This window comes from Paenibacillus sp. sgz302148, assembly GCF_056120465.1.
This window is the reverse complement of sequence record NZ_JBVYOJ010000002.1, coordinates 221,036-246,253: the sequence shown is the minus strand read 5'-3', so window position 1 is coordinate 246,253 and position 25,218 is coordinate 221,036. Positions and strand designations below refer to the sequence as shown.

Below are 25,218 nucleotides of genomic sequence, written 5' to 3'. Positions count from 1 at the left end.
TGAAGTTCTAAACACCTGTGACGTGGAATAACTATACATTGCATAAATGATCGGATTAGAAGGGTGACATCCATGAAAAATATGAGCAAGAAGCTGCTTGCGATGATCATCGTCTGTTTATTGGCAATCGTTTCCGGACCCTTATCGGCCGCGCCGGCTGCGGCTTCCGAGGAACAACCTCGCCTTGCCTTTGATGTTTATTTGAAATTGGACGGCATTGCAGGCGAATCAACCGCCAGTAAATATGCAAAATGGATCGAGCTCTCCGACGTTCAATTCGATGTATCCAATACGTCCGGAAATGCAGCGGGTTCAGGATCAGGCTCGGGAAAAGCTAACCTAAACCATTTTGTTATCGCTAAAATATTTGATGCATCCTCCATCCCCTTGTTCTTGGCTTCGTTATCCGGATCAACGATCAAGAACGGGCAGATTGCATTCGTGACCCAAGGCAAAAGTCCCCATCCTTTTCTAACTATCGATTTAGAAAAAATTACGATATCCGAATATAGTTTTAACGATGGTTACGAATCGATTGGATTAAAATTCGGTTCCATTAGTATGAAATATTCGACAGTGAATTCGGCAGGCACCCCTTCGATCACCGGCGGCTGGGATTTCTCGCAGTATTCGCCAATAAAATAGCATGGGAACGAGCAGTCTCTTCTGGCTAAGAGGCTGCTCTTTTTAGGAGTTGGATTTCGTCAGATGTATTTTTGAATATGGGTTTTAATTTTATAACTGCCGGAAATATTATACACACGGAGGTTTCTAATTGTAGGGGCTAATACAAATGATGGGCGCGGGCGCCATTTCAACGAAGGAACGAACGTGGTAAGATGGACGTAATAAAAAATCGTATCGGTCAGGAGGTGTGCGGCCTTGAAACGAATATTGTTCGTCTGTACGGGAAATACATGCCGAAGTCCGCTCGCGGAGGCGCTGTTGCGCGACCGGGCGGGCAAACAAGGCATTCGGCTCGAAATCCGTTCTTCCGGCGTATCGACCGTAGACGGGATGCCGATGTCCATGCATTCGCAGGCGGTGTTAAAGGAAAAGGACGTTGCCGGCCGCCATTCATCCCGGATGCTGACAAGCGAAACCGCGGCTTGGGCCGATCTGATCTTGACGATGACGTCAAGCCACAAAAGGCATGTCGTTCAGCGTCACCCGGATGCCGCCGATAAAACATTCACGTTAAAAGAATACGTTGAGGACAACGCCGGCGCGCTGGACGCCATTGCGGAGCTCGAACGGCTCATCGCCGACGTACAGCTGAAGCAGGCGCTCGGGGAACCGATCACGGAAGGCGATCGTCGCCGAATAGCGGAGCTGGAGCGGCGCCTGCCGAATGCGGACATCGCCGATCCGTTCGGCGGATCGCTGCAGGACTATCAAGCGTGCGCGGCCGAAATCGAGCAAGCGCTCGATAAGCTCCTGGAGAAGTTAAAGCGCGCGTCGCAATAACGGTAGAGCCAAATGAGCTCAGTCGATTTCACTCTTCCTTCACGGGAATGATGATTGATTTCTGGCGATGTTTGCGTTATGATGGGGATAGTTGAATGAGAACCCGGTGTAACTGGCGACGAGTGGGATACCACAGTGGAGCACCGGGCGATACGGCCGGTCGCCTGGGCAAAGAGCAGCGTGCAGTGATGCGCGTGTTGCTCTTTTTTGTCTTTAACCGTGATTTTGAGCGTACCCGCCTTCAAGGCGCGCCGCTTGAAATCGTTCACCGGCAGGCCGCGGCTCGAATGGATGTCGTCAACACAACAGAAAGCCGTCGTTGGGACATACTACGCGAAGAACCAATTACGAGGAGGCGGAATGTGTGAAAATTGCAATAGGTGCTGACCACGCTGGAGTTCGTTTGAAGGATGAGCTGATTCGATTTATCGAATCGCTGGGCCATTCGGTCGAAGATTTCGGCTGCAACTGTCTTGACTCGGTCGATTATCCCGATTATGCTCTGCCGGTTTGCGAGAGAGTCGTTTCCGGCGATGCCGACAAAGGCATTCTTATTTGCGGGACGGGCATCGGCATGACGATTGCGGCGAACAAGGTGCCTGGCATTCGCTGCGCGCTTGTGCACGATTTGTTTTCGGCGAAAGCGACGCGCGAGCACAACGATTCCAACGTGCTGGCGATGGGCGAGCGCATTATCGGCCCCGGCGTCGCACAGGAAATCATCCGCGTCTGGCTCGAAACCGAGTTCTCGCACGGGCCGCGCCACGAAAACCGCGTGAACAAAATCAAGTCGATCGAGGACAAATACAACCTTCACCCTTAAACGGAACAACACCAAGTTGTAAAGGAGAGGTGATCCGGTATGTTGAATGCCCAAGAGATTGCATCGCAGGTCGAAACGATCTTGCGTGAGCTTGTCGCAGCCGGAGGCATCGGCCGAGGGCACATTGTCGTCATCGGCACGAGCACGAGCGAGGTGATCGGCGAGCGGATCGGCACGCAAGGCAGCGCTGACGTGGCGGAGGGCATTTACCGCGGCGTCGAGGCGGTGCGGCAGGAGGTCGGCTTCTACGCCGCGTTCCAATGCTGCGAGCACCTGAACCGTGCGCTCGTCGTGGAACGCGAGCTGCTCGAGCGAGACGGCTCGCTGGAGGAGGTCGCCGCCGTGCCGGTGCGCAAGGCGGGCGGCTCGATGGCCGCGCATGCATACCGGCATATGCAGCGGCCGTGTCTGGTCGAGTCGATCCGGGCGCATGCCGGCATCGACATCGGCGACACGCTGATCGGCATGCATCTGCGCCGGGTCGCGGTGCCAGTGCGTCCGTCCATCCGGCGGATCGGACAGGCGCACGTGAACATGGCCTATACGCGGCCGAAGCTGATCGGCGGCGCGCGTGCCGTCTATGCGCTTGAAGTCGAACCGGGTGGGCCGGCTGCTCCGACTGCCCCAGACGCTCCTGTGTCGGAACACTGCGAATAAGATGACATCGGCCATGGGCCTGTGATGACCTGATAAAGATATTTATTACAAAGCGAAGAGGAGAAATCGAAAATGGAACATTTGCGCAATGCAGATCCGGAAATCGTCAAAGCACTGAACCTTGAATTGAAACGCCAACGCGACAACATCGAGCTGATCGCTTCGGAGAACATCGTTAGCCGCGCGGTTATGGAAGCGATGGGGACGGTTCTGACGAACAAATATGCGGAAGGTTACCCAAGCAAGCGTTACTACGGCGGCTGCGAATATGTGGACATCGCCGAGGACATCGCCCGTGACCGCGCGAAAGAGCTGTTCGGCGCAGAGCATGCAAACGTACAGCCGCACTCCGGCGCGCAAGCGAACATGGCGGTATATCTCGCCGCGCTGAAGCCAGGAGACACGGTGCTCGGCATGAACCTCGCGCACGGCGGCCACTTGACGCACGGCAGCCCGGTTAACGCTTCCGGCATTTTATACAACTTCGTTGCTTACGGCGTAAGCGAAAACGACTTCCGCATCGACTACGAAGAAGTGCGCAAAGCGGCGTTCAAGCACCGCCCTCGCATGATCGTTGCCGGCGCCAGCGCGTATCCGCGCATTATCGATTTCGAAAAGCTGGCTTCGATCGCGAACGACGTCGGCGCGCTGTTCTTCGTCGACATGGCGCACATTGCCGGTCTCGTTGCAGCAGGCCTTCATCCGAACCCAGTGCCTCATGCGCACTTCGTGACGACGACAACGCACAAGACGCTGCGCGGACCTCGCGGCGGTCTGATCCTGTGCCGCAAGCCGTGGGCGCAAGCGATCGACAAAGCGGTATTCCCGGGCACGCAAGGCGGTCCGTTGATGCACGTGATCGCTTCGAAAGCGGTAGCTCTCGGCGAAGCGCTGCAGCCGTCGTTCAAGACGTATGCGCAAAACGTCGTCAGCAACGCGCAAACGCTGGCTGAAGGACTTGTAGCCGAAGGCTTGAACCTTGTTTCCGGCGGTACGGACAACCACTTGATGCTGATCGATACGCGCAACCTGAACATTACGGGTAAAGACGCGGAGCACGTATTGGACGAAGTAGGCATCACAGTGAACAAAAACGCGATTCCGTTCGACCCGACGAGCCCGTTCATTACGAGCGGCATCCGCGTGGGTACGCCTGCAGTGACTTCCCGCGGCATGGACGGCGAAGCGATGAAGACGATCGCCAAAGTCATCGCGATGACTTTGAAAAACCCGAAAGACGCAGCGACGCTGGAAACGGCGCGTGGCCTGGTTCGCGATCTGACGGCGCAATTCCCGTTGTACGACGGTTTGTCCTATTAATAATGGAATTTGAAGGAACGGTTTTCCGCATATGCTGCGGAAGGCCGTTTTTTGCGTTAAAGCTGCCTGCTGATGACGCTCTTCGAATGGGAACGCCTTCGGTCCGCAATGCAGCGACTTCATCGAATTGCTTCGGCCAACGAATGTGCCGATTGGAACGGTGTAAGCCATTTATCCTTGACCGGCCGCCTGCAGCGATTCATGGCTTCTTCCCACCATTCCTCTCCTTTGATAGAATGAGTATAGTAATTAGAGCGGGAGTTGATGATTGTGTCGTTATTTACGGAACAGCTGGTAAAAGCCGTACGGGAGCGATCGCGGCAAATGGAGGAATCGGGAACATTTGCCCGAGAGCTGCTGCCGCTCATCTATGAGCACAAGCTGTTTAAGCTTTTTGTGCCAAGCGAGCTGGGTGGATGGATGACCCCGCTGCCGGAAGCACTGCGCATTTTCGAGCAAGCAGCCTGGGTCGACGGAAGCTTCGGCTGGCTTGTGACAATTGGCTCGGGCGGCGGATTTTTCGTGCCGGCCTTCACGACTTCCGCGGCGCGGTTGTTCGCCAGCCCGGAGGCCGTCATTGCCGGAAGCGGGCATCCGTCCGGTGTGGCAAAACGGGTGGAAGGCGGCTTTCGCGTGAACGGGAAATGGAAGTTTTGCAGCGGTTCTACATATGCTACGATGTTTACCGCGAACTGTGTAATCGAGGAAGAAGGCGTGCCGGAAGCGACAGGCGGAGTGCCGCGAATCCGTTCGTTTATTTTTATGCCGGAACAGGTAGAAATCATCAAAGACTGGAACTCCTTCGGGTTAAAAGCGACCGAAAGCCATTCGATCCAAGTCGCGGACGCATTCGTTCCCGATGAAAGAACGTTCGATATTTTCACCCCGCAATCGGACTATCGCGATCCAATTTATACTTATCCGTTTCTGCCGTTTGCGGAAGCTTCGTTCGCGGTGGTCAGCCTTGGAGTCGGGCGACATTTTGTCGAGGAGGCGAGGGCGATGCTTGCGCGAAACAAGGAATCTTGGGAAGCCTCCCGAACGAATCGGTATGCATTTGTCGCGGAACTCATCGATCGAGCCGAATTGCAGCTGGGGCAGGCGGGAGACGATTTTTATCGGATGATCGGCGGCTCCTGGGATCGTCATCTGAACGGCATGCCGTTCTCCGAACCGGATTTGGAGCAAATCAGCCGCCAGTGCAAAGCAACGGCCCAGACTTCGCTTGCTTGCGCGAATTCCGTGTTCCCTTACATGGGAATTGCGGCCGTGATGGAGGATACGCCGCTTAACCGTATTTTCCGCGATTTGCAAACCGTTTGCCATCATACGATGCTTGTCGCTTTTCAAAAATACTAAGTAAGTATAAGTTTCAACCTTACTTCTGAGGGAGAAGAACGGAGGGATACGAATGAGCTGGTTGTCGAAGTTGTTTGGTGCAAAAAAGGGAAGTCCACAAAGCGGCCGTACATCGACTCGGCTGTCGCCTTCGCGCGTTCCGCAAAAGCCGCACGGCTTCACGGGCGTTCCGCCGGCCCATTTGGGCGTGCGTTCCGGATTGCCGTTAGTTCCGCTTGCGGAGCGGCTGGAAGCGGCGATTGGCGCGGAATTTGCGGAGCAGCTGAAGCAACGGGTGATGAAGCAGCATCCGCGGATGTCGGAAGCGGAGTTCGCTTGGACGTTTTTTGAATTGAAGCGCTTTTTCCTGATGAATTCGATCTTGCACCAGGTGCCGATGTTCAGCAACGCCGTGGACGACGTTTGGCACGAGATGCTCATGTTTACCCGCGACTACGAAAAGTTCGGAGATCGCTTCGTCGGCTACACGATTCACCATTCGCCCCACACGGAGCCAAGGCCGATGCCTAACGAGCGCGCGTGGTTCGACTGGGTTTACGCCCAGCTGTTCACGGATACGCCGTACAGCGCAAGGCTATGGGGCGGTTTTTTCCGGTCGCCGCTTGCCCCGGATCGGCTGGAGACGCTTGCCCGCAGCTCGCGGGACGAACTGGCAGGCACGCTGTTTAACGCGCGTACCGCAGCGACGCTGCCTGAGGTTTCGGCCACGATCGACGCGCTTATCGAGCGGGCGCGCCGTCAACTGGAAGATGCGAAACGAAGCGAGGACCGGGACGAATATGAGCGGTATTCGAGCGGCTATTCGGGCATGGACCCGCTCATGATGCTATCCGGCATGATGCTCTTTTATTCGATCTCCGATCCGCTGCAATTCGGTCATCATATGGAGGAAGAACGTCGCGAAGAGCAGTACAACGGCTCTTCCTGCTCGTCGGTTTTAGCTTGCAGCGCATCCTCGGATGGAGATGGCCCGAACGGAGACAACGACGGCGGGGGCGGCGAAAGCAGTTCAGACGGCGGTTCGTCAAGCTGCTCTTCATCCGGCAGTTCGTCTTCCAGCTGTTCATCCTCGAGCTGCTCTTCCGGATGTGGAGGAGGAAGTTAACGGAGCTCGGAGCTTTGGGTAGAGCGATATTCAATGTGCCGGTCAAAATATTAGGTATCCCAGGGGAAAGGTTCCTTCAAAGCTGATGCTTGAAGGGGCCTTTTTGCGTTTTGCCCGGTTTCAGCGGCTGGCAAAAAACCCTCTAATCGAGTGTGAACTGTAGTCTCCCACAACACTCGCTAGAGGGTCTTCGATGACGATTCAAATTTAGTTCGCTTATTGTACGACCGGATATCCGGCTTCGAACCAGTCTTGCTTGCCTTCCCGGTATTCTCTGACATTCGTGTAACCGAGTTCGATCAGGCGTTTAGCCGCGATCTCGGAATTAGGGCAAGGCAAGTTAGCGCAATAAGTAATAATTTCCGCAGATTTATCGGGCAACATTTTTGGTGCCAGGGCTTCGACCTCGGTATGAGGAATATTGATAGCCCCCGGCAAATGCATGTCTTCATAGTATCTTGGAGGCAGCGCTTCTACGAGAATCACGCTCGCGCCCCGATCCAGTTTTTCCTTAATTTCCGAACGGCTAATGCTTGTAACAACCATAGTTGTTACCTCCTTTTTCTTCGTTATTTTAGTGTCGAGGGCGTGTTACGCCCTTCATTCGTTGAAGTATCGACATGGGGCAGCAAAGTAGGGCATTTGCCCGGAAACGGTTCAGCTCACCTCCTTTCGGGAAACTTTCCAGACTTGCTTGAGCGAATTCGAGCTGGTTACCGCTACATGCAAGCTGACGATCAGCAGCAGCAGTTCGAACTCGTAGCCTGTCGCCGTGTTCGAGATAAAACCGACGGAGAGTTTCACTTTAAACAGGGCAATCAGCAGAATTAGACTGAACAGGGAAGCCAGGTAGCGCGTGCCGATTCCGATGACCATGACGATGCCTCCAAGCAGCTCAATCCAAGGGAGCACGTAAGCGAAAAAATCCGCAAACGGAAATCCTTGACCTTGCAGCCATTCCGATAAATTGGAATACCCCCACATCAGCTTAAATCTTCCATGCATAATGAAGATGAATCCAACCAATAATCGAAGGGCAATGTTGGCATAAACATGCAAGCTTCTGTTATCCATATAAATTTCAACTCCTTTATTTGTTGTTAAATCAACAGTTGACCACACAACAAAATTAACACAATAAAGTTGCGTAGTCAACAATTATTTGTTGATTACGCAACAAAAAAGGCGTATATTGATTTTAACCTGATTGCAGTGGAGGATAGCCTGATGGAAAGAGTATCGGAACAAGAACTGGCCGCTTGGCGGCTGTTTATAAAGACGCATGCCAAAATTATCGAAAACATCGAACAGGATTTGGCCGAGCAAAAAAGAGTGCCGCTGACCACTTACGATGTGCTGATCGCTTTGTTCGAGGCGCCGGACCGCAAGCTTCGCTTCGGGGAGCTCAATCGGAAGGTAGTCTTGAGCAAAAGCGGCTTGACGCGGCTTGTTGACCGGCTGGAGCGCGATGGGTTGATTCAACGGGAAAGAAGCGACGAAGACCGGCGGGGAGCATATGCTGTACTTACGCAGGAAGGAGAAATGCAATTGCGCAAAGCGTGGCCGGTATATGCAAAGGGAATCAAGCAATATTTCGCCAAGTTGCTGTCCGATGCCGAGGTGCAATCGATCATCAGTTCCTTTGGAGCGATGTATCGTGCATTGCAATCGCCGCGGGGCGAAGAGGGTAAACCGTCCTAAGATTGCATCTTAAAACGTGTAATCAATCCTGTCTGGAGGGATATGGATGAGTACGATGTTATGGATTGCCGCTTTGTTGCGGGATTATCGCTATGTGCCCTATGGATCGCCGGGATGCGTAATAACAAGCTTTCGACATCCTCTTCCCGCTTTAGCGACCGCGCCGATCTGCCTTTGCGCGAAAGAGGAATCGCAAGCCGTTCCCGCAAACCCGGGACGTTAAAGTACCGGCGGGGGCGATTAGCCGGCAAAAAACCGTTTTTCGCATCTGAAGCAATTGAATGCGAAAAACGGCGTATTTGTTTTACTTCGCGTAAACCTCATCAAGCACCGACTCGCCCTGCTGGTCGACTGTAATTTTCTTTACGGTTCTATTCCCCGCAAGATCGGTCGCCGTAATGGCGATTTCCTGCTTCTCTCCGACCTTCAGCTTGGCCGTGCCTCTCCATTTGCCGTCTTTGCCGACGGTCGCTTTGTTGTCCCCGATCGCAACGGTACTATCCGCGGAGACGGTTCCGCTAAGCGGGATCGATTCTTCCTTCGTCGCGCTTTCGTATTTGTCGACGGTAAGCGTCGGCGGCGTTTTGTCGAGATACGTCGTGTATACCGTTTTGCCCCCTGCCAGCTTATAAGAGGAAAAAGCCTGATCGGCCAAATAAAAGACGAGGCCCCGGTCGGCTTTGCTGTTCTTGTTCCCGTCCAATTGCTTCTGATCGTCTGCCGTAATTAACCCGGCTTGTACTGCGGCTGATATGTAGTCGTCCGGCCATTTCTTCGTTGTGTCGGGCTTAACGCCGACAAACTTCATCATAAAGGCGATCGCTTCGGCCGAAGTTACGTTGCCGTTCGGGTTAAATTTACCGTCCGGCTGGCCGATGGTCCCGCCTTGTTTTTCAACCAACGACTTCGCTGCGGCGATATATCCGCTGTACCACTGACCGGACGTATCGGCGAAGGTACTCGAGCCCGCAAGTGACTTGGCGCTGCTTTCCTGGCCGAAGGAGCGGACGATGATCGTGACCAGCTCGGCGCGGGTGATGTTGTCGTTAAGACGCAGATCGCCGTTTTTGTCCCCGCTGATTAATTTGAGCGCCTTCATGCGCGCGGCCGCAGCCTGCTCGTCGGCATTCGTTGCGGCGGATGCGAATTGCGGCATGATGCATGCAACCGCAAGCGCGGCGAGCAGCAGCCATTTCCACTTGAATCCTTTGTTCATTTTGATTGACTCCCCCTAGAGATATAGTTCCCAAGCATTATATTAATTGAGGTTCTGGGGCTTTGAATAGCGGGTTGGCAAAAAATACAACAATAGAATGATGAATCGGGACGAAAATGGAAAAGCTACGTGCAGTCAAGCCAAGACAGTGATATAATAGATCAGGTTTGCAGAGCATTTCGTGACGAACGGTGACGAAACAGTTTTGCTTCGCAAAACGTGTAGGGGGACGAAGAACAACTTATGAGCAAATTATTTATCTGCGATCATCCGCTAATCCAGCATAAGCTGACGTATATCCGCGACGAAAACACGAAAACGAAAGATTTCCGCGAGCTTGTCGACGAAGTGGCGACACTGATGGCGTACGAGATTACGCGTGATATTCCGCTGGAAGACATCAAGGTAAAAACACCCGTAACGGAAGCCGATAGCAAAATCATCTCCGGCCGCATGCTGGGTCTCATTCCGATTTTGCGCGCAGGACTCGGCATGGTGGACGGGATTCTGAAACTTCTGCCCGCCTCCAAAGTCGGGCATGTCGGTTTGTACCGCGATCCGGAAACGCTCCAGCCGGTGGAATATTACACGAAGCTGCCGACGGACGTGCAGGAGCGTCTCAACATCGTCATCGATCCGATGCTGGCGACCGGCGGTTCCGCGAATGCGGCAATCGACGTGCTGAAGAAGCGCGGCTGCACCCAAATCAAGCTGATGTGCCTCATCGCGGCGCCGGAAGGCGTTCATGCGGTACAAAAAGCCCATCCAGACGTTGACATTTACGTTGCTGCAGTCGACGACTACCTGAACGACCATGGATATATCGTGCCTGGGCTCGGCGATGCCGGAGACCGGTTGTTTGGCACGAAATAAATTGTCGAATAGGAGACCTTTTTAAATGAAGCGACTCAAAGTAATGACGATTTTCGGAACGAGGCCGGAAGCGACCAAGATGGCGCCGCTCGTTCTGGAGCTGGAAAAGCACCCCGAGCACATCGAATCGCTCGTGTGCGTCACCGCACAGCACCGCGAATTGCTGGACCAAGTGCTCGAATTGTTCGGCATCAAGCCGGATTACGACTTGAACGTCATGAAAGGCGGCCAAACGATGAACGAGGTCGCCATCCGCGTGCTGCAAGGACTGGAGCCGGTATTCAGCGAAGCGAAGCCGGATCTGATTCTTGTTCACGGCGATACGGCTACGACATTTTTGGCCAGCTATGCGGCGTTTCTGCAAAAAATCCCGGTCGGTCACGTCGAGGCGGGACTGCGTACGTGGGACAAGATGGCGCCTTATCCGGAGGAGATGAACCGTCAGCTGACGGGCGTACTCACCGACCTGCATTTTGCGCCGACGGAATGGTCGGCCGGGAACTTGCGCAGTGAAAACAAGCCGGAGGACCGCATCTACATTACCGGGAACACAGCGATCGATATTTTCCAATACACGGTGAAGGAGCATTTCGAGCACCCGATCCTCGAGTGGGCGAAGGGCAAGCGGCTTGTATTTATGACGGCGCATCGCCGTGAATCGCAGGGAGAGCCGCATCGTCAAATTTTCCGTGCCGTGAAGCGTCTTGCTGACGAATTCGAAGATATCGCCATTGTATATCCGGTCCATCCAAGCCCGGCTGTCAAAGGCCCGGCGCACGAAATGCTGGGCGGCCATCCTCGAATTAAGTTGATCGATCCGCTTGACGTCGTTGAGGTTCATAATTTCTTCCCGCATATTCATCTCATTCTGACCGACTCCGGCGGACTACAGGAAGAAGCACCGTCGTTCGGCGTGCCGGTGCTAGTCCTGCGCGATACAACGGAGCGTCCGGAAGGAATCGACGCGGGAACGCTGGAGCTGGTCGGCACCGACGAACAGCACGTGTTCGAGCGGGCGAGAACGCTGCTCACCGACCAAGCCGTTTACGACAAAATGAGCAAGGCCGCCAATCCGTACGGCGACGGAAAAGCATCGCAGCGGATCGTACAGGCGATTCTTCATCATTTCGGCATCATCCCGAATCCTCCCGAACGGTTCACACAACGTTCATAATTGACATGGGTTTCGACTAATACGTCAAAAGCATCTAGCATACAGTGGTACTGTGCGGTTTTGAAGACGCAAAAGGCTTTAAAATCAAGGGTTTTCGCGGTTCCGTTCACTGAATGTTTGCAGCTTTTGGAATTGACAAAGGGAGTACCGCTTCGCTACAATAAATGTTGGATTGGCAGGGGGTAGCCATGAAAGAAAGTCGAAAAGACAACCCTTGGATTGCCGCCGGCGTTGTCGGCGCAATCGGCATAGAAGTCGCTGTTTGCATCCTGATCGGATACGGCATCGGTCGTTTGGCGTCCCATTACTGGGGAGGCGGTTCAGGTTGGCTTGTCGGAGGCATTCTGTTCGGATTGGCTGCCGGTCTTTTTGGTGCCTTCATGCTAGTAAAGAAGGTGTTAGGAGAAGCCGATGGATAAGATTTGGAAGACGACAACACGTGCGGCGCTCTATTTTGCATCGTTATGTTTATTGGTTTGGGCGGTGTTCCCGGAGTGGAAAACGGTTGCGGCGGGCCTTTTGCTAGGATTGGCCGCAAGTGTTATGAATGCGTTATTACTTCGGAGAAGAGTCGAGTTTTTAGGACAAGCGGTTTCCTCGCAAGGCCCGCGCAAAGTGGGCATGGGGCTCGCAAGCCGTCTCGCGATGGTATTGCTGGCTGCGATGGTTGCGCTTAAATTCCCGGATCGTTTTCATATCGTCGCTGTATTGTCCGCCTGTTTTTTTATGTCTTTTGCTGCGCTTATCGCAGCGTACTATCACAATAGCAAAGATTCCAGCGGAAAGGGGTGAAACTAAAAAATGCATGAATCTCCGATACTGCACGTTGGCGGACTTAACATCGACATCGCGGCGTTTGGAACGATTATCATCTCTTTCATTATTACGTTCGTGCTTGCCCGTTTGGCTGTTCGCAATCTATCCGTTGAAAATCCAGGCAAACTGCAGAACTTCATGGAGTGGGTCGTCGAATTCGTCCAAGGCGTTATTGCTAGCACAATGCCGCTGAATAAAGTCAAGCCTTATGTTTCACTCGGGATGACACTGATTATGTTTATTTTTGTCTCCAACATGCTCGGACTTCCGTTCGGGATTGTAACGGAGGTGCACCATCCGATTGATTGGCTGGGCATCACCGCTGACAAGCTGGCGGCGAAGGAGCATTACGAAATCGCTTGGTGGAAATCGCCGACCGCAGATTTTTCTGTGACTTCGGGTCTTGCCATCGTCGTTTTCTTCTTGATCCACATCCTGGGTGTCAAGCTGAACACGAAGCATTACTTCAAGCACTACCTGGAGCCGTTCCCGGTCTTCTTGCCGTTGAACCTGATGAAAGTGGTCTCCAAACCGCTGACGCTCGCGCTTCGTTTGTTCGCGAACATTTTTGCCGGCGAGGTTTTGATCTCAACGATTTTGATGTTGGGCTGGGTAGGCACTCCGTTCCTGATCGCATGGCAAGGCTTCAGTATTTTCGTAGGCGCCATTCAGGCGTTCCTGTTTACGATTCTGACGATGGTGTACATCTCGGAAGCGACGATTCACGAAGAGCATTGATGAAACCGGTATTAAAGTATCACCCAAATATATAACCCCAATTTTGAGGAGGATTTTAAACAATGGAAGTATTGGCAGCAGCATTAGCAGTAGGTCTGGGCGCACTTGGCGCTGGTATCGGTAACGGTCTGATCGTAAGCAAAACGGTAGAAGGCATCTCCCGTCAGCCAGAATTGCAAGGCAAACTTCAAACAACGATGTTTATCGGCGTAGGTATCGTCGAGGTCGTTCCGATCATCGGCGTCGTTATCGGCTTCCTGGCGTTCTTTAAATAATCGTTTAGACAGCCATTGGCGGGGAAGGCCTTAGCCCTCCACGCCTTCGTTTTGATTGCCTAAGATGATGCATGGAAGAAGGGAGTGGCAGCTATGGATTGGAAATGGGAAACATTCGTTTTCGCGATCATCTCCTTCGGGATTTTGTACTGGTTGTTGAATAAATATGCGTTCGGACCTTTGTTCGGCATCATGGAAAAACGCAGACAGCTGGTCAAAGAGCAGATCGACGGAGCGGAAACGAGCCGCAAGCAAGCGGAACAGCTGCTTGAGGAGCAGAAGCAAGCATTGCAGCAAGCGCGCAAAGAAGCGCATGAAATTATTGAGCTGTCCAAAACGACTAGCGTGAAGCAAGCGGACGAAATCGTTCAACTGGCGAAGTCCGAAGCGACAAGACTCAAGCAAGATGCGGTCAAGGAAATCGACAGCGAGAAGAACAAAGCGGTTGCGGCGCTGCGCAGCCAAGTGGCCGGCATGTCCGTCATGATCGCTTCGAAGATCATCGAGAAGCAAGTCGACGAAAAAACGCAAGAGCAGCTGGTTGACCAATACCTGAAAGAGGTAGGGGAAAAACCATGAGCAAGGAAACGGTCGTAGCGAAAAGATACGCAAAGGCGCTGTTCGAGGTCGCTCAAGGCGCAGGCGCGGTTTCCCAGGTGGAAGCTGAGCTGAAGCTTGTTGTCGGTACCGTGGAAGGCGATGCCGAGTTCAAGAAGTTTCTAAGCTATCCGAACATTGACGCAACCGCCAAAATCGGGCTTGTCAAAAAAGCGTTCGAAGGCAGCGTGTCCCCTGCCGTCATGAGCACGATCGAGCTTCTGATCGCTCGGGGCAGACAAAGCATTTTTGCCGAACTGCTTGAAGCTTACGTCAAGATTGCAGGCGAAGTGCTCGGACAAGCGGACGCGACCGTATTTTCGGCGCTGCCGCTCACCGAAAGCGAGCTTGCGCATACCGCCGAATCGTTCGGCAAATTAACGGGCAAGAAAATTCGTTTGCAAAACGTGATCGATAAAGGCTTGTTAGGCGGCATCCAGGTTCGCATCGGCGATCGCCTATACGACGGCAGCTTGTCCGGCAAGCTGTCGCGGCTCGAAAAATCTTTGAAAAGTCAAGCATTGTAGACAGGGGTGAAGAGAATTGAGTATCAGACCTGAAGAAATCAGCACGCTGATTAAACAGCAAATTGAACAATATAAATCCGAAATTCAAGTCGTTGACGTAGGTACGGTTATCCAAGTCGGTGACGGTATCGCACGCGTACACGGACTGGAAAACGCGATGGCGGGCGAACTGCTCGAATTCGCGAACGGCGTTGTAGGTATGGCACTTAACCTCGAGGAAAGCAACGTGGGTGTCGTTATTCTCGGCCCTTACACGGACATCCGCGAAGGCGACCAAGTTAAACGTACGGGCCGTATCATGGAAGTACCTGTCGGCGAGGAACTGCTCGGCCGCGTCGTAAACCCGCTCGGACAGCCGCTTGACGGCAAAGGACCGATCAACACGACGCAAACTCGTCCGATGGAATCCCCGGCGCCAGGCGTTATGGACCGTAAATCGGTACATGAGCCGATGCAAACGGGTCTCAAAGCGATCGACGCGATGATCCCAATCGGCCGCGGCCAACGGGAGCTCGTTATCGGCGACCGTCAAACAGGTAAAACGACGATCGCGATCGATACGATCTTGAACCAAAAAGACACAGGCGTTATTTGTATCTACGTCGCTATCGGCCAAAAGCAATCGACGGTTGCTCGCGTAACCGAAACGCTTCGTCGTCATGGAGCTCTGGACTACACGATTATCGTTACAGCAAGCGCATCCGAGCCGGCTCCATTGCTGTATATGGCTCCGTTCGCAGGCTGCTCAATGGGCGAATACTTCATGTACAAAGGCAAACATGCCTTGATCATTTATGATGACTTGTCGAAACAAGCGGCAGCATACCGCGAGATGTCGCTCTTGCTCCGCCGTCCGCCGGGTCGCGAAGCTTATCCGGGCGACGTATTCTACTTGCATTCCCGTCTACTTGAGCGCGCTGCAAAATTGAGCGACGAGAAGGGCGCAGGTTCTTTGACCGCGCTTCCGTTCATCGAAACGCAAGCGGGCGACATTTCCGCATATATTCCGACGAACGTAATTTCGATTACGGACGGACAAATCTTCCTGGAGAGCGAGCTGTTCTACGCGGGCCAACGTCCTGCCGTAAACATCGGTAACTCCGTATCTCGCGTCGGCGGTTCCGCACAAACGAAAGCGATGAAGAAGGTTGCCGGTACGCTTCGCGTTGACTTGGCTCAATACCGTTCCCTTCAAGCTTTCGCACAGTTCGCATCCGACCTCGACCGGGTAACGAAAGCTCGTCTGGACCGCGGTGAAAGAACAACGGAGTTGCTCAAACAAGGCGTTAACCAGCCGATGTCGCTTGAGAAACAAGTTGTTTCGATCTACACGGTAACTAAAGGTCATTTGGACGACATTCCAGTCAAAGACGTTCTTCGTTTCGAAGCTGGATTCCTGCAATTTGTTGAAGCAAACCATCCGGAAATTTTCGCGTCCATTCGCGATACGAAAGATCTGACCAGCGATAACGATAAAGCGTTGGTTGAGGCGATCAACAAGTTCAAGAAGAGCTTCGCCACTTCAGTGTAAGGCGGTGAACAACATTGGCTAAAGGACTTCGCGAATTAAAACGCCAGATCAAGAGCAAACAAAGCACCAAACAAATTACGAAGGCAATGGAAATGGTTGCGGCCGCTCGTTTGAAGCGTGCGCAGAGCAGCGCTGAGGCTGCACGTCCGTATGCCGATAAGATGAAAGAAGTCGTCGCGAGCATCGCGGCGGGCTCGAAGGATGTTAAGCATCCGATGCTGCAAAGCCGCGAAGTGAAAAAGACGGGATATCTCGTTATTACCTCCGACCGCGGCTTGGCAGGCGGTTACAATGCCAACGTGCTGCGCAGGCTGATGTCGACGATTCGCGAGAAGCATAAATCGAACGACGAATACGTTCTGTTCGTGATCGGACGGAAGGGCCGCGACTTTTTCCAGCGACGCAATATGCCGATCTTGGAGGAAGTTACCGGATTATCCGATACGCCGACGTTTGCCGACATCAAGTCGATCGCGCAAACAGCGGTTCAGAACTATATCGAAGGACAATACGACGAGCTCGTAATCGTTTATAACAAATTTCAAAGCGTTATCTCGCAAATTCCGACGGAAATGCGTTTGCTGCCGCTCGGCGACGTGAGCACAAACGAAGCTTCCATCAGCTACGAATATGAGCCGTCGCCGGAAGGCGTACTCGAGGTGCTGCTGCCTAAATATGCGGAAACGCTCATTTACAGCGCAGTGCTGGACGGTAAGGCAAGCGAATTCGGAGCCCGGATGACGGCGATGAGCAACGCGACGAAAAACGCCACGAAAATTATCGATGGACTTACGCTCAGCTTCAACCGTGCGCGTCAAGCCGCCATCACGCAAGAGATTTCCGAGATCGTGGCAGGCGCGAACGCGCTGTCGTAGGATCGGGTTAGGATAATAAGGAGGGACTGAAATGAGCAAAGGACGCGTTGTACAGGTAATGGGTCCCGTCGTTGACATTGAGTTCGAACGCGGACACCTGCCTGAAATTTATAATGCGATCAAAATTGAGCGAAAAGCGCAAACGGCAACCGAGCGCGACATCAACCTGACGGTTGAAGTAGCTCAACATCTTGGCGACAATGCAGTGCGCTGCGTTGCGATGTCTTCCACCGACGGTCTGGTACGCGGACTCGAAGCGGTCGACACGGGCAAACCGATCATGGTACCGGTTGGACCGGCAACGCTTGGACGCGTATACAACGTACTCGGCGATCCGATCGACGAAGCGGGAGCAGCGGACCGTACGCTGGAGCTGCCGATTCACAGAGAAGCGCCTAAATTCGAAGACTTGACGACGGAAGCGGAAATGCTGGAAACCGGCATCAAAGTTATCGACCTCATGGCTCCGTATTCCAAAGGCGGTAAAATTGGTTTGTTCGGCGGCGCAGGCGTCGGCAAAACGGTAACGATGCAAGAGCTGATCCACAACATCGCTTCCGAGCACGGCGGTTTGTCCGTATTCGCAGGCGTTGGCGAACGCTCCCGCGAAGGGAACGACTTGTACCACGAGATGACGGAAACCGGCGTTATCAGCAAAATGTCCATGGTATTCGGACAAATGAACGAACCGCCGGGTGCGCGTCTGCGCGTTGCCTTGTCGGGTCTGACGATGGCTGAATACTTCCGTGACGAAGAAGGCAAAGACGTTCTTCTGTTCGTCGACAACATCTTCCGCTTTACCCAAGCGGGTTCCGAAGTATCCGCTTTGCTCGGCCGCATGCCGTCGGCGGTAGGTTACCAGCCTACGCTGGCAACGGAAATGGGTCAGCTGCAAGAACGGATTACGACAACGAAAAAAGGTTCCGTTACGTCGATCCAAGCGATCTACGTACCGGCGGACGACTATACGGACCCTGCTCCGGCTACGGCGTTCGCTCACTTGGACGCAACGACGAACTTGGAGCGTTCCATCGCGGCGAAAGGGATTTTCCCTGCCGTTGACCCGCTCGCATCGTCTTCCCGGATCCTGGCGCCTGAGGTTGTAGGCGAAGAGCACTACAACGTCGCTCAAGGCGTAAAACGGATTCTGCAACGTTATAAAGAGCTCCAAGACATTATCGCAATCCTCGGTATGGATGAATTGTCCGAGGAAGACAAACTGGTTGTTGCCCGCGCACGCCGCATCGAGTTGTTCTTGTCGCAACCGCTGCACGTTGCCGCTGCGTTTAACGGCATCCCAGGCATCGCGGTATCGGTTAAAGATACGATTCGCGGCTTCAAAGAAATTCTTGAAGGCAAACACGACGATCTTCCGGAACCGGCTTTCCACAACGTCGGTACGATTGAACAGGCCGTTGAGAAAGCGAAGACCCTGTAATCTGCAGGTAGCTTAGGAGGTATCCCAGTGAGTACCTTATTACTCGAGATTGTAACGCCGGAGCGTAAAGTATACGCGAAGGACGTGGAAATGGTCAGCGTGAAGGGCGCAGACGGAGAGCTCGGCATCTTGCCGCATCATATCCCGCTCGTCACTCCGCTGAAGATTGCTCCTGTCCGCGCGAAAATCGGCGGTAAAGAAGAAGTGATCGCCGTTCACGGCGGTTTTATCGAAATACGCAAGGACAAAGTCGTTATTCTCGCGGAAAGCGCGGAGCTCCCTGGCGATATTAATCGCGAGCGGGCGCAAGCTGCGAAAGAGCGCGCGGAGAAACGTCTCGCCGGCAAGAAGGACGATTACGATTTCCGCCGCGCCGAGCTTTCGCTGCAGCGTGCGATTACGCGAATCGAAGTGTCCGGTATGTAATATTGGTTTCCCGAGCGCTCACGGCATCGTGAGCGGCTGCGGGGAGCAAGTCCGATCATTCGGGCAAGAAAGAGAGCCGTTCGCGGCTCTTTTTTTGTATGGAAGAAAAGGACTAGGGATCCCCTGCCAGTAATAACCTCGCCGTTGATCAGCCCAAGTATGTTGACGCTCCAGGCATAACGAACTATACTAATAGACGGCTTGGTATGAGAATTTTTCTCATTCAGGAAAGGCGGCTTTGCGTCTTCCTCCATCGGTACATGGATGGACCGATAAAATATATGATGCATGATGGTGAATCTTCCTCGCCATGTGCGAAGAGAGCGATATTTTAGATGATCAGATGGTTGTTAGGCGTTATAAGCTTCGTCTTGATCGGCGTTTCCGTTTATATGACATGGCGCTTGCTTGATTGGAGCGAGCTCGCAGGCCATATTCGAATGCTTGCCGGGCAACCGGGGTGGCTGGCTGTCATGGTGGCAGGGTACGGACTTTCATTTGGATTCAAAGCGGTGGCATGGAAACGGTATGCCTGTGTTCCGGCGCCTTTTGGCGTATACTTGAATGCTTTGTTTTACAGTTTATTCACGAATCATTTGTTCCCGGTCAAAGCAGGTGATGCGGTACGGGCGGGAGTGCTCATGCAGCGGACGGAAACGACATGGGATACCGCCGTTCATTCGGTGGTCGCCATGCGGACGCTGGATATACTCGTATTGGGATTATTCGGCGGAATCGGCGCGGTATGTCTCGGGCTTCGAACCTCTTGGCTATGGTTATATGCGGTTATCGGCTTCGGCCTGATGATGGTGTTGTTTTTCAAGCTATCGGGATTAAGCCGTTGGGCCCCGCTGAGAAAGCATGTGCAAAGACTGCGCGAAGTATCGTCAACCCGTGACGGCCTCGTCATCGTAGCCGCAGTAACGGTTAGCTGGCTGCTGGAGGGCGCCGTGATTTATGGCGTCATTCGCGTTCTGGCGCTGGATGTGCCAATCTGGCAGCTCGTCTGGGCGAACAGCATGACGATTGCCGGACAAGTGTTTCACGTCACGCCTGGTGGCCTAGGCACGTATGAGAGCACGATGAGCGGCTCTTTGGCCATACTGGGAATCGATTGGAAAACTGCGCTCACGGTTGCGGTGATGACGCACAGCTTTAAGTTTGTATTTTCATATGCAGTCGGATTGTATGCGCTCATTCGAACGCCGGTGCGCTGGCTCGATTTGCGCGGATGGTTGCGAATAGGGAAAAGGAAGGGAAGTCGACATGAAACAAGCGTCCATGTTTGAAATCATCGCCGCAAGGTGCTGGAATATGCTCAACGAAGGCAAGCCGTTTACGCCGATTTTTGTCGTGGGGACGTTTCTGCTGTATCGTGCGAATCAATGGGGAATGCCCGAATTTTGGGCGTCCGCGGGACTCGGGCTGGTGCTGATCATCCCGCTGCTGGCCGCTTATTATGTGTTTGATTTTCCGCTGATGCTTCGCAACTATTTGTGGTTTCCGCTTATCGCGGCCTTGCTGATGTGGCATGAACCGGATGTTATATTGGGACTTGTGGCGTTAGGGTTATTTTTCTTCTTCACCGTGCTCTTCTGGGGCACATTATATTATCATTTGCGCATTGGTACGTCGTGGTTGAATTTCACGCGTTTCTGGAAGCTTGTGCTGAAGAACAGCGATTCCACGAGCGGCAATGCGCAGGAGCAGATGCCGAAGTTTTTGCTGCTGTTGTTTGTGTGGGACGTATATTATCGATATTTTGCCGAAGCCGGTTTGGATGGAATCGGTGCTGCTTTTTCGGAGTTGGATTGGCAGCCGCTCGTTTGGTTGACGGTTGGCGTATGGGTTTATGCCTTCGTGCTGCATCGTAACTTATTCGATTGGAAGCCGAAGGAGATTCCGAGCTATACGTCGAACGCTCCGTCGCCACAGAAGGCGCTCAGTAAACGCGTTGTCGTCATGGTCATCGACGGCATGCGCAAGGATCGTTTTGAGGAAGCGGATGCGCCTTTCCTGAAAGGGCTGCGGAGTAACGGGACCGAATACGAGCAGATGGAAACGGTGTACCCGGCACGTACGGTCGTATGTTTCTCGTCGATGTTCACGGGGACGTATCCGCGCGAGCATGGCATTCGTTCGAATATGGTTTGGCGTCTTGGCATTCGGGTCGAAAGTATTTTTGATTCGCTGCGCAAGGTTGGCAAAAAAGGCCGTTTGCTCGGCATCGCGCATTTGATCGATTCGATGGGCGACGACGTCGAGAGCGTGACCGCCGTTATGCATAACGACAAAGCGGACCGAAACATTATCGAACGCGCGAAAAAAATTATGGCCGAGCAAAATCCCGAGCTGCTGATCGTGCAGCTGATCGCGACCGATCAGACGGGGCATAGCCGCGGCGCCTTGTACGAGGAGTATCGCCAAAAGATCGAAGAGGCCGATCGGCTTGTAGAGGAGTTCGTCGGCTGGATGGACCAACGCGGCATGATGGACGACACGACGCTGATCGTTTGCGCCGATCATGGACAAGCGGACGGCATCGGCGGGCACGGACATTTGGACGAAGGCGAGCGGTATGTGCCGTTTTTCCTGCATGGACCCGCGATCGAACGCGGCAAGCGGGTTCAGGAGAAGCACTCGCTCGTGTCGGTCGCTCCGACACTCGCTTATTTACTCGGAAGCCCATATCCAAGCCATAGCCGAGGACCGGTGCTGCTTGATGCGATTGCGGATGGAGCAAAGGTTAAGGCATAGGTATTTGCGTAGAGAGCAAGAGACTGAGCGGAATAAGAACAGGAACAAGAACAGGAACAAGAGCAGAATAAGAACAGGAACAAGAGCAGAATAAGAGCAGAACAAGAGCATGAATAAGGGCTTGTAGGAATATAAGCGCGGAAGTAGATGCAAGCTTAATGTAGATCAACACAGGAAATTTTGCGGAAATAGAAAGGAAATCGTCGTGAGCGAACGGAACAAAATCGTCGTTTTTTTGCCGGCACATAATGAAGAAGAATCGATCGGCACCGTCATCTCGCGCATCCCGCGGCATTTTCTCCCGGACTATCAGGTTGAGGTGCTCGTCATCGACGATGGATCGCGTGATCGGACGGTAGCCGTGGCTAAGGCGGCGGGAGCGGATCGCGTCGTGTCGTTCCCTACGAACCGCGGCCTCGGAGCCGCCGTGCGCGAGGGTCTTGCCGAATGCTGCCGGATGGATGCGGCGATCGGCCTCATGATCGATGCGGACAATGAATATCCGCCGGAGCAAATTCCCGATGTGCTCGCGCCTATCATTCAAGGCGAAGCCGATTATACGATGGGCTCGCGGTTTAAAGGCGAAATTCGCGGCATGAAGCTGCATCGGAGGCTCGGCAACTACTGCTTTACGCTGTTGCAAATGCTGTTCATCCAGCGCTGGATTTATGACGGGCAATCGGGGATGCGCGGTTTTTCCAGGCAAGCAATGGAGCATGCGGAAATTATCCACGACTACAACTATGCGCAGGTGCTCACCCTAAATTTGGTTCGCAAAGGCTTTCGGATGCAAGAAATTCCGATTCGGTACCAGGTACGGACGAAAGGGCAATCGTTCATCAAATTTCGCGCATATGTCACTTCGGTCATTCCCGCTATTGTTAAGGAAATGCTGCGTCCCGTTAAGAAAGTGGAGTTGCATGGGATGCAGGGATTGCAAAGCTCCAAAGGTTCTGAGGATTCAAGAGCCGGGAATAGCCATGATGTAAGCGAGTCTGTCTCGGCCGTTAACGCTGGCGAACCGAGATTGCCTGAAGACCCAATGCCGAGTAAATGAGGCGAGCAAGAATGTTATTCGGACAACGCATGAGTACGTTGTTGTTAATCATCCTATCTGCCGGATGCGCGGCGTTTCTGGCGGATAGTCTGTTTTATGCAAGCGGAATTGTCCGGAGCTGGGACGAGGTCGATTTTGCGCTCGCTCTGGACCGGTTCGATCTGCTCGCGATGCAGCCGCATTTTCCGGGATATCCTTATTTTGTCCTCGGAGGTATGCTTGTACGGCTGATCGTAGACAATCCGGCAAAGGCGTTGTCCGTCTTCAACGTGCTCATGAGCACGGGGGCGGTCGTTCCGATCACACTGCTGGGGCGGAGGTATTTCGGTTGGGCAAGCAGCTTGCTTGCCGCTTTGTGCGTTGTCACGCTGCCTTATTTGTGGCTGCTGTCGACGCAGCCGATGTCCGAAGCGGCGGGTATTGCCGTGTTATGGTGGTACCTGTGGAGCCTTATACGAGCCGCGGAGAAGCGTACGATGGGTGCCATGGTTTTGCCGCTAGCGTTGTTCGGGGTTCTGATGGGCATACGCTTGTCGTTTGCCCCATTTGGAATCGGCGTCCTGTGGTTATGGTATGTGGATTGGCGGGCTTTCAACTTGCCCCAAGTAAGCCAAAAACAAGCTTATTGGCCGCGGCTGTTGTTTTACGCGATATGGCTTGTGCTGTTTCAAAGCGTTTGGGTGCTCGGCCTGGCTTTGTCCGAAGGCGGCATTCTCGGCTTCGTGAAGCTGGCGTCCGCCTTCGTCGCAGGCCACTTCAGCGAGTGGGGCGGCGGCGTCGCCGCAACGCCGATGCCGCTTGCGGAGCGCGTCGCACGCTTCTTCGGCGACAACGTGCTCCGCACCGGCCTGCTGGCGGGCTCCGCCGGCGAAGCCGCGCTGCTCGGCGCACTCGCGGCGCTTGCCGCAGGCTTCGCTTGGCTGCGCCGCTCCGGCGCCGGCAGGGGCGCAGCCGAGCCGCCTAGCGCGACGCAGCCGGGCCGCCGCCTGCTGCCGCTGCTGCTCGCGCTGAGTGCCGCCTACGGCGCGTGGGCGTTCGCCGCGCAGAACATCGAGAAGCCGCGGCATATTTCGCCGCTTCTCGGCCCGCTGCTGCTGGCGCTGCTATTCGCGCTGCTGCACGCCGCCAAAGGCCGTGCGCGCCTCCGGATCGCCGCACATCTGCTCATCGCCGCGACGCTGTCGTTTCACTTCGTCGTCGGCGTCCGGCTCATCGAACGGCAGGCGACGGAACCGCCCGCCGTCCATCAACTGGCCGCCGCGTTGACGGAAGCCTACGACAGCGGCGCGGAGCCGTTCACGCTGTATACCTGGGAAGAGACGCGCGTGCTGCAATATATGGATGTACCTTTTGACCATAAGCGAATCGAAACGTACGCTTACTTCCTGTCTGAAGTCGCGGCGAGCAAGCATCGGCGCATTTTATTGACGGACCATGTGCTGCACGGTTTCGAGACGCAGGTCGGCTCGCTTGCGGGCCGGGTCAAGCTAATCGGCGTTTACCGTTCGGATCCGCTTTTCGATCCGGTTTACGGCACGATTGAAGTATATGAATGGCTGGGTAATTCATAATATTGTTAGAACTAGCGCATTTCACATCTTGACATTTACAATGAAAATGATTATCATTTGCTCGGAAGCAAAAATCGGGAGTGGTACCAGACTCATGCACAAGTTAACCAGACTATTCGGCCTCCTTCTACTATCAGCCTTTCTGCTGCTGCCGTCGACGGCATCGGCTTATTCCTACGGCGACGCCAATACCGATGAAGTTGCGGAAACGTTCAAACTCGTCATAGCGAGTCTTGAAGCGCCGACACCCGATTGGGACAAGGCGCTTGCGGCGCATAACGAAAGAAAAGCGGAAATATCTTCGCATTTCGGCGAAGAAGTGGCCAAAACGCTAAGTGCCAATATACAGGCGCACGATAAGGATTTGACCATCACGAACTATAAAGCGCTGCTGGTGATGAACTTGGACCGGCGGTTCCAATATGCGCTTAAAGATGTGAATGACTATACCAATGCCAAACTGCTGCTCGCCAAGGCCAAAGCGACATATGTCGTGCTGCAGCCGTATGTGCAAGAGCAAATTACCGATGCCGACAAGCTGAAAAGCCTCGATCAGGCTTTCGACGCCGCGTTGGAGGCACTTGGAAACCCCGGTTTGTTCGGTGCGGGCAAGAAAGAATCGAAGCCGGAACAGTTTAAGAAAAACGTATTGTACGTTTACGATACCGTCAAGCCGTTGTTCCCTTACAAGCCTGAAGCGGGAGCGAAGGATGACGGAAAAGGAACGGCGAACGAAACGATTAATCCGGACGCCCAGCATGCCCCGATGGAGCATACGAACAAAACGAATCCGCTCCTCACCTTCGGTTTGATCGGCGGCGTTATCGTTATCGGTGCATTGTCCGTATGGTTTGCCAAGAAAAAAGGACTATTCTAAGGGATAAAAGTTAAGCGCGGCATGACGCCCGGGATCGG

28 protein-coding genes and 1 riboswitch are annotated in these 25,218 nt (G+C 53.7%); of the genes, 25 read left to right on the top strand and 3 right to left on the bottom strand.

Going from position 1 to position 25,218, the window contains the following annotated elements; translation table 11 throughout:
• The first annotated feature begins 72 nt into the window (after positions 1–72).
• The 7 genes from AC0LWM_RS04735 (at position 73) to AC0LWM_RS04705 (ending at position 6,731) form a co-directional block, all read left to right on the top strand.
• A complete protein-coding gene (locus AC0LWM_RS04735) occupies positions 73–645 on the top strand; it encodes an Hcp family type VI secretion system effector (protein WP_474673750.1) in 573 nt (190 codons plus the stop codon).
• Positions 646–882: 237 nt separating this feature from the next.
• Positions 883–1,467, top strand: coding sequence for a low molecular weight protein arginine phosphatase (locus AC0LWM_RS04730; RefSeq protein WP_474673749.1), 585 nt, complete (start codon positions 883–885; stop codon positions 1,465–1,467).
• A gap of 98 nt (positions 1,468–1,565) precedes the next feature.
• Positions 1,566–1,644, top strand: a riboswitch (ZMP/ZTP riboswitch).
• Positions 1,645–1,831: 187 nt separating this feature from the next.
• Positions 1,832–2,290 carry a ribose 5-phosphate isomerase B gene (gene rpiB, locus AC0LWM_RS04725; protein WP_474673748.1) on the top strand — a complete coding sequence of 153 codons (459 nt, stop codon included), beginning with the start codon at positions 1,832–1,834 and terminating at the stop codon, positions 2,288–2,290.
• Between the two features lie 39 nt (positions 2,291–2,329).
• Entirely contained in the window at positions 2,330–2,947 is a 618-nt protein-coding gene (locus AC0LWM_RS04720; protein WP_474673747.1) for a TIGR01440 family protein, read from the top strand.
• 72 nt (positions 2,948–3,019) lie between these two features.
• Positions 3,020–4,267 (top strand): serine hydroxymethyltransferase, encoded by a 1,248-nt coding sequence (gene glyA / locus AC0LWM_RS04715; protein WP_474673746.1) that lies wholly within the window; start codon positions 3,020–3,022, stop codon positions 4,265–4,267.
• A gap of 270 nt (positions 4,268–4,537) precedes the next feature.
• Positions 4,538–5,626: an acyl-CoA dehydrogenase family protein gene (locus AC0LWM_RS04710; RefSeq protein WP_474673745.1), complete on the top strand. Its 1,089-nt coding sequence runs from the start codon at positions 4,538–4,540 to the stop codon at positions 5,624–5,626.
• A gap of 52 nt (positions 5,627–5,678) precedes the next feature.
• Positions 5,679–6,731: a glycine-rich domain-containing protein gene (locus AC0LWM_RS04705; protein ID WP_474673744.1), complete on the top strand. Its 1,053-nt coding sequence runs from the start codon at positions 5,679–5,681 to the stop codon at positions 6,729–6,731.
• Positions 6,732–6,947: 216 nt separating this feature from the next.
• Here AC0LWM_RS04705 and AC0LWM_RS04700 read toward each other — a convergent pair whose 3' ends face one another.
• Positions 6,948–7,277: a rhodanese-like domain-containing protein gene (locus tag AC0LWM_RS04700; RefSeq protein WP_474673743.1), complete on the bottom strand. Its 330-nt coding sequence runs from the start codon at positions 7,275–7,277 to the stop codon at positions 6,948–6,950.
• A gap of 111 nt (positions 7,278–7,388) precedes the next feature.
• A complete protein-coding gene (locus AC0LWM_RS04695; protein ID WP_474673742.1) occupies positions 7,389–7,805 on the bottom strand; it encodes a DoxX family protein in 417 nt (138 codons plus the stop codon).
• 153 nt (positions 7,806–7,958) lie between these two features.
• Between AC0LWM_RS04695 and AC0LWM_RS04690 the strand changes: the two genes are divergently transcribed.
• Positions 7,959–8,432 carry a MarR family winged helix-turn-helix transcriptional regulator gene (locus AC0LWM_RS04690; RefSeq protein WP_474673741.1) on the top strand — a complete coding sequence of 158 codons (474 nt, stop codon included), beginning with the start codon at positions 7,959–7,961 and terminating at the stop codon, positions 8,430–8,432.
• Between the two features lie 304 nt (positions 8,433–8,736).
• On the opposite strand, the gene AC0LWM_RS04685 is transcribed toward AC0LWM_RS04690, so the two are convergent.
• Positions 8,737–9,648 (bottom strand): S-layer homology domain-containing protein, encoded by a 912-nt coding sequence (locus tag AC0LWM_RS04685; RefSeq protein WP_474673740.1) that lies wholly within the window; start codon positions 9,646–9,648, stop codon positions 8,737–8,739.
• 243 nt (positions 9,649–9,891) lie between these two features.
• Here AC0LWM_RS04685 and upp point away from each other — a divergent pair, with 243 nt between their 5' ends.
• The 17 genes from upp to AC0LWM_RS04600 all read left to right on the top strand — a co-directional run bounded on the left by upp (position 9,892) and on the right by AC0LWM_RS04600 (position 25,180).
• Positions 9,892–10,521, top strand: coding sequence for a uracil phosphoribosyltransferase (gene upp, locus AC0LWM_RS04680; RefSeq protein ID WP_474673739.1), 630 nt, complete (start codon positions 9,892–9,894; stop codon positions 10,519–10,521).
• Positions 10,522–10,546: 25 nt separating this feature from the next.
• Complete coding sequence (gene wecB, locus AC0LWM_RS04675) at positions 10,547–11,695, top strand: non-hydrolyzing UDP-N-acetylglucosamine 2-epimerase (protein WP_474673738.1); 1,149 nt, start codon at positions 10,547–10,549, stop codon at positions 11,693–11,695.
• Between the two features lie 188 nt (positions 11,696–11,883).
• Positions 11,884–12,114: an AtpZ/AtpI family protein gene (locus tag AC0LWM_RS04670; protein ID WP_474673737.1), complete on the top strand. Its 231-nt coding sequence runs from the start codon at positions 11,884–11,886 to the stop codon at positions 12,112–12,114.
• Positions 12,107–12,487: an ATP synthase subunit I gene (locus AC0LWM_RS04665; RefSeq protein WP_474673736.1), complete on the top strand. Its 381-nt coding sequence runs from the start codon at positions 12,107–12,109 to the stop codon at positions 12,485–12,487. Before AC0LWM_RS04670 ends, AC0LWM_RS04665 begins: the two co-directional genes overlap by 8 nt.
• 9 nt (positions 12,488–12,496) lie before the next feature.
• A complete protein-coding gene (atpB, locus tag AC0LWM_RS04660; RefSeq protein WP_474673735.1) occupies positions 12,497–13,249 on the top strand; it encodes a F0F1 ATP synthase subunit A in 753 nt (250 codons plus the stop codon).
• A 62-nt stretch (positions 13,250–13,311) separates the two neighbouring features.
• On the top strand, positions 13,312–13,524 hold the full coding sequence (atpE, locus tag AC0LWM_RS04655; protein WP_474673734.1) for a F0F1 ATP synthase subunit C: 213 nt from the start codon (positions 13,312–13,314) through the stop codon (positions 13,522–13,524).
• Positions 13,525–13,617: 93 nt separating this feature from the next.
• Positions 13,618–14,103 (top strand): F0F1 ATP synthase subunit B, encoded by a 486-nt coding sequence (atpF, locus tag AC0LWM_RS04650; RefSeq protein WP_474673733.1) that lies wholly within the window; start codon positions 13,618–13,620, stop codon positions 14,101–14,103.
• Positions 14,100–14,648: a F0F1 ATP synthase subunit delta gene (locus tag AC0LWM_RS04645; RefSeq protein ID WP_474673732.1), complete on the top strand. Its 549-nt coding sequence runs from the start codon at positions 14,100–14,102 to the stop codon at positions 14,646–14,648. The genes atpF and AC0LWM_RS04645 overlap by 4 nt, the downstream gene beginning before the upstream one ends.
• Before the next feature lie 16 nt (positions 14,649–14,664).
• A complete protein-coding gene (atpA, locus tag AC0LWM_RS04640; protein ID WP_474673731.1) occupies positions 14,665–16,179 on the top strand; it encodes a F0F1 ATP synthase subunit alpha in 1,515 nt (504 codons plus the stop codon).
• 14 nt (positions 16,180–16,193) lie between these two features.
• Positions 16,194–17,054: an ATP synthase F1 subunit gamma gene (gene atpG, locus AC0LWM_RS04635; RefSeq protein WP_474673730.1), complete on the top strand. Its 861-nt coding sequence runs from the start codon at positions 16,194–16,196 to the stop codon at positions 17,052–17,054.
• Positions 17,055–17,085: 31 nt separating this feature from the next.
• Positions 17,086–18,492, top strand: coding sequence for a F0F1 ATP synthase subunit beta (gene atpD / locus AC0LWM_RS04630; protein ID WP_474673729.1), 1,407 nt, complete (start codon positions 17,086–17,088; stop codon positions 18,490–18,492).
• Positions 18,493–18,519: 27 nt separating this feature from the next.
• Positions 18,520–18,918: a F0F1 ATP synthase subunit epsilon gene (locus AC0LWM_RS04625; RefSeq protein WP_474673728.1), complete on the top strand. Its 399-nt coding sequence runs from the start codon at positions 18,520–18,522 to the stop codon at positions 18,916–18,918.
• A 335-nt stretch (positions 18,919–19,253) separates the two neighbouring features.
• Positions 19,254–20,207 (top strand): lysylphosphatidylglycerol synthase transmembrane domain-containing protein, encoded by a 954-nt coding sequence (locus AC0LWM_RS04620; protein ID WP_474673727.1) that lies wholly within the window; start codon positions 19,254–19,256, stop codon positions 20,205–20,207.
• A complete protein-coding gene (locus AC0LWM_RS04615) occupies positions 20,185–21,675 on the top strand; it encodes an alkaline phosphatase family protein (RefSeq protein ID WP_474673726.1) in 1,491 nt (496 codons plus the stop codon). Before AC0LWM_RS04620 ends, AC0LWM_RS04615 begins: the two co-directional genes overlap by 23 nt.
• Before the next feature lie 205 nt (positions 21,676–21,880).
• Positions 21,881–22,732 carry a glycosyltransferase family 2 protein gene (locus tag AC0LWM_RS04610; protein WP_474673725.1) on the top strand — a complete coding sequence of 284 codons (852 nt, stop codon included), beginning with the start codon at positions 21,881–21,883 and terminating at the stop codon, positions 22,730–22,732.
• A gap of 11 nt (positions 22,733–22,743) precedes the next feature.
• A complete protein-coding gene (locus AC0LWM_RS04605; protein ID WP_474673724.1) occupies positions 22,744–24,303 on the top strand; it encodes a glycosyltransferase family 39 protein in 1,560 nt (519 codons plus the stop codon).
• Between the two features lie 94 nt (positions 24,304–24,397).
• Positions 24,398–25,180, top strand: a complete 783-nt coding sequence (locus AC0LWM_RS04600) for a hypothetical protein (RefSeq protein WP_474673723.1) — start codon at positions 24,398–24,400, stop codon at positions 25,178–25,180.
• Positions 25,181–25,218: the final 38 nt, after the last annotated feature.

Coding starts and splice junctions, on each gene's coding strand:
- AC0LWM_RS04735 (WP_474673750.1), top strand. CDS start 73: ATGAAAAATATGAGCAAGAAGCTGCTTGCGATGATCATCGTCTGTTTA.
- AC0LWM_RS04720 (WP_474673747.1), top strand. CDS start 2,330: ATGTTGAATGCCCAAGAGATTGCATCGCAGGTCGAAACGATCTTGCGT.
- glyA (WP_474673746.1), top strand. CDS start 3,020: ATGGAACATTTGCGCAATGCAGATCCGGAAATCGTCAAAGCACTGAAC.
- AC0LWM_RS04705 (WP_474673744.1), top strand. CDS start 5,679: ATGAGCTGGTTGTCGAAGTTGTTTGGTGCAAAAAAGGGAAGTCCACAA.
- AC0LWM_RS04700 (WP_474673743.1), bottom strand. CDS start 7,277: ATGGTTGTTACAAGCATTAGCCGTTCGGAAATTAAGGAAAAACTGGAT.
- AC0LWM_RS04695 (WP_474673742.1), bottom strand. CDS start 7,805: ATGGATAACAGAAGCTTGCATGTTTATGCCAACATTGCCCTTCGATTA.
- AC0LWM_RS04690 (WP_474673741.1), top strand. CDS start 7,959: ATGGAAAGAGTATCGGAACAAGAACTGGCCGCTTGGCGGCTGTTTATA.
- AC0LWM_RS04685 (WP_474673740.1), bottom strand. CDS start 9,648: ATGAACAAAGGATTCAAGTGGAAATGGCTGCTGCTCGCCGCGCTTGCG.
- upp (WP_474673739.1), top strand. CDS start 9,892: ATGAGCAAATTATTTATCTGCGATCATCCGCTAATCCAGCATAAGCTG.
- wecB (WP_474673738.1), top strand. CDS start 10,547: ATGAAGCGACTCAAAGTAATGACGATTTTCGGAACGAGGCCGGAAGCG.
- AC0LWM_RS04670 (WP_474673737.1), top strand. CDS start 11,884: ATGAAAGAAAGTCGAAAAGACAACCCTTGGATTGCCGCCGGCGTTGTC.
- AC0LWM_RS04665 (WP_474673736.1), top strand. CDS start 12,107: ATGGATAAGATTTGGAAGACGACAACACGTGCGGCGCTCTATTTTGCA.
- atpB (WP_474673735.1), top strand. CDS start 12,497: ATGCATGAATCTCCGATACTGCACGTTGGCGGACTTAACATCGACATC.
- atpE (WP_474673734.1), top strand. CDS start 13,312: ATGGAAGTATTGGCAGCAGCATTAGCAGTAGGTCTGGGCGCACTTGGC.
- atpF (WP_474673733.1), top strand. CDS start 13,618: ATGGATTGGAAATGGGAAACATTCGTTTTCGCGATCATCTCCTTCGGG.
- AC0LWM_RS04645 (WP_474673732.1), top strand. CDS start 14,100: ATGAGCAAGGAAACGGTCGTAGCGAAAAGATACGCAAAGGCGCTGTTC.
- atpD (WP_474673729.1), top strand. CDS start 17,086: ATGAGCAAAGGACGCGTTGTACAGGTAATGGGTCCCGTCGTTGACATT.
- AC0LWM_RS04620 (WP_474673727.1), top strand. CDS start 19,254: ATGATCAGATGGTTGTTAGGCGTTATAAGCTTCGTCTTGATCGGCGTT.
- AC0LWM_RS04615 (WP_474673726.1), top strand. CDS start 20,185: ATGAAACAAGCGTCCATGTTTGAAATCATCGCCGCAAGGTGCTGGAAT.
- AC0LWM_RS04605 (WP_474673724.1), top strand. CDS start 22,744: ATGTTATTCGGACAACGCATGAGTACGTTGTTGTTAATCATCCTATCT.
- AC0LWM_RS04600 (WP_474673723.1), top strand. CDS start 24,398: ATGCACAAGTTAACCAGACTATTCGGCCTCCTTCTACTATCAGCCTTT.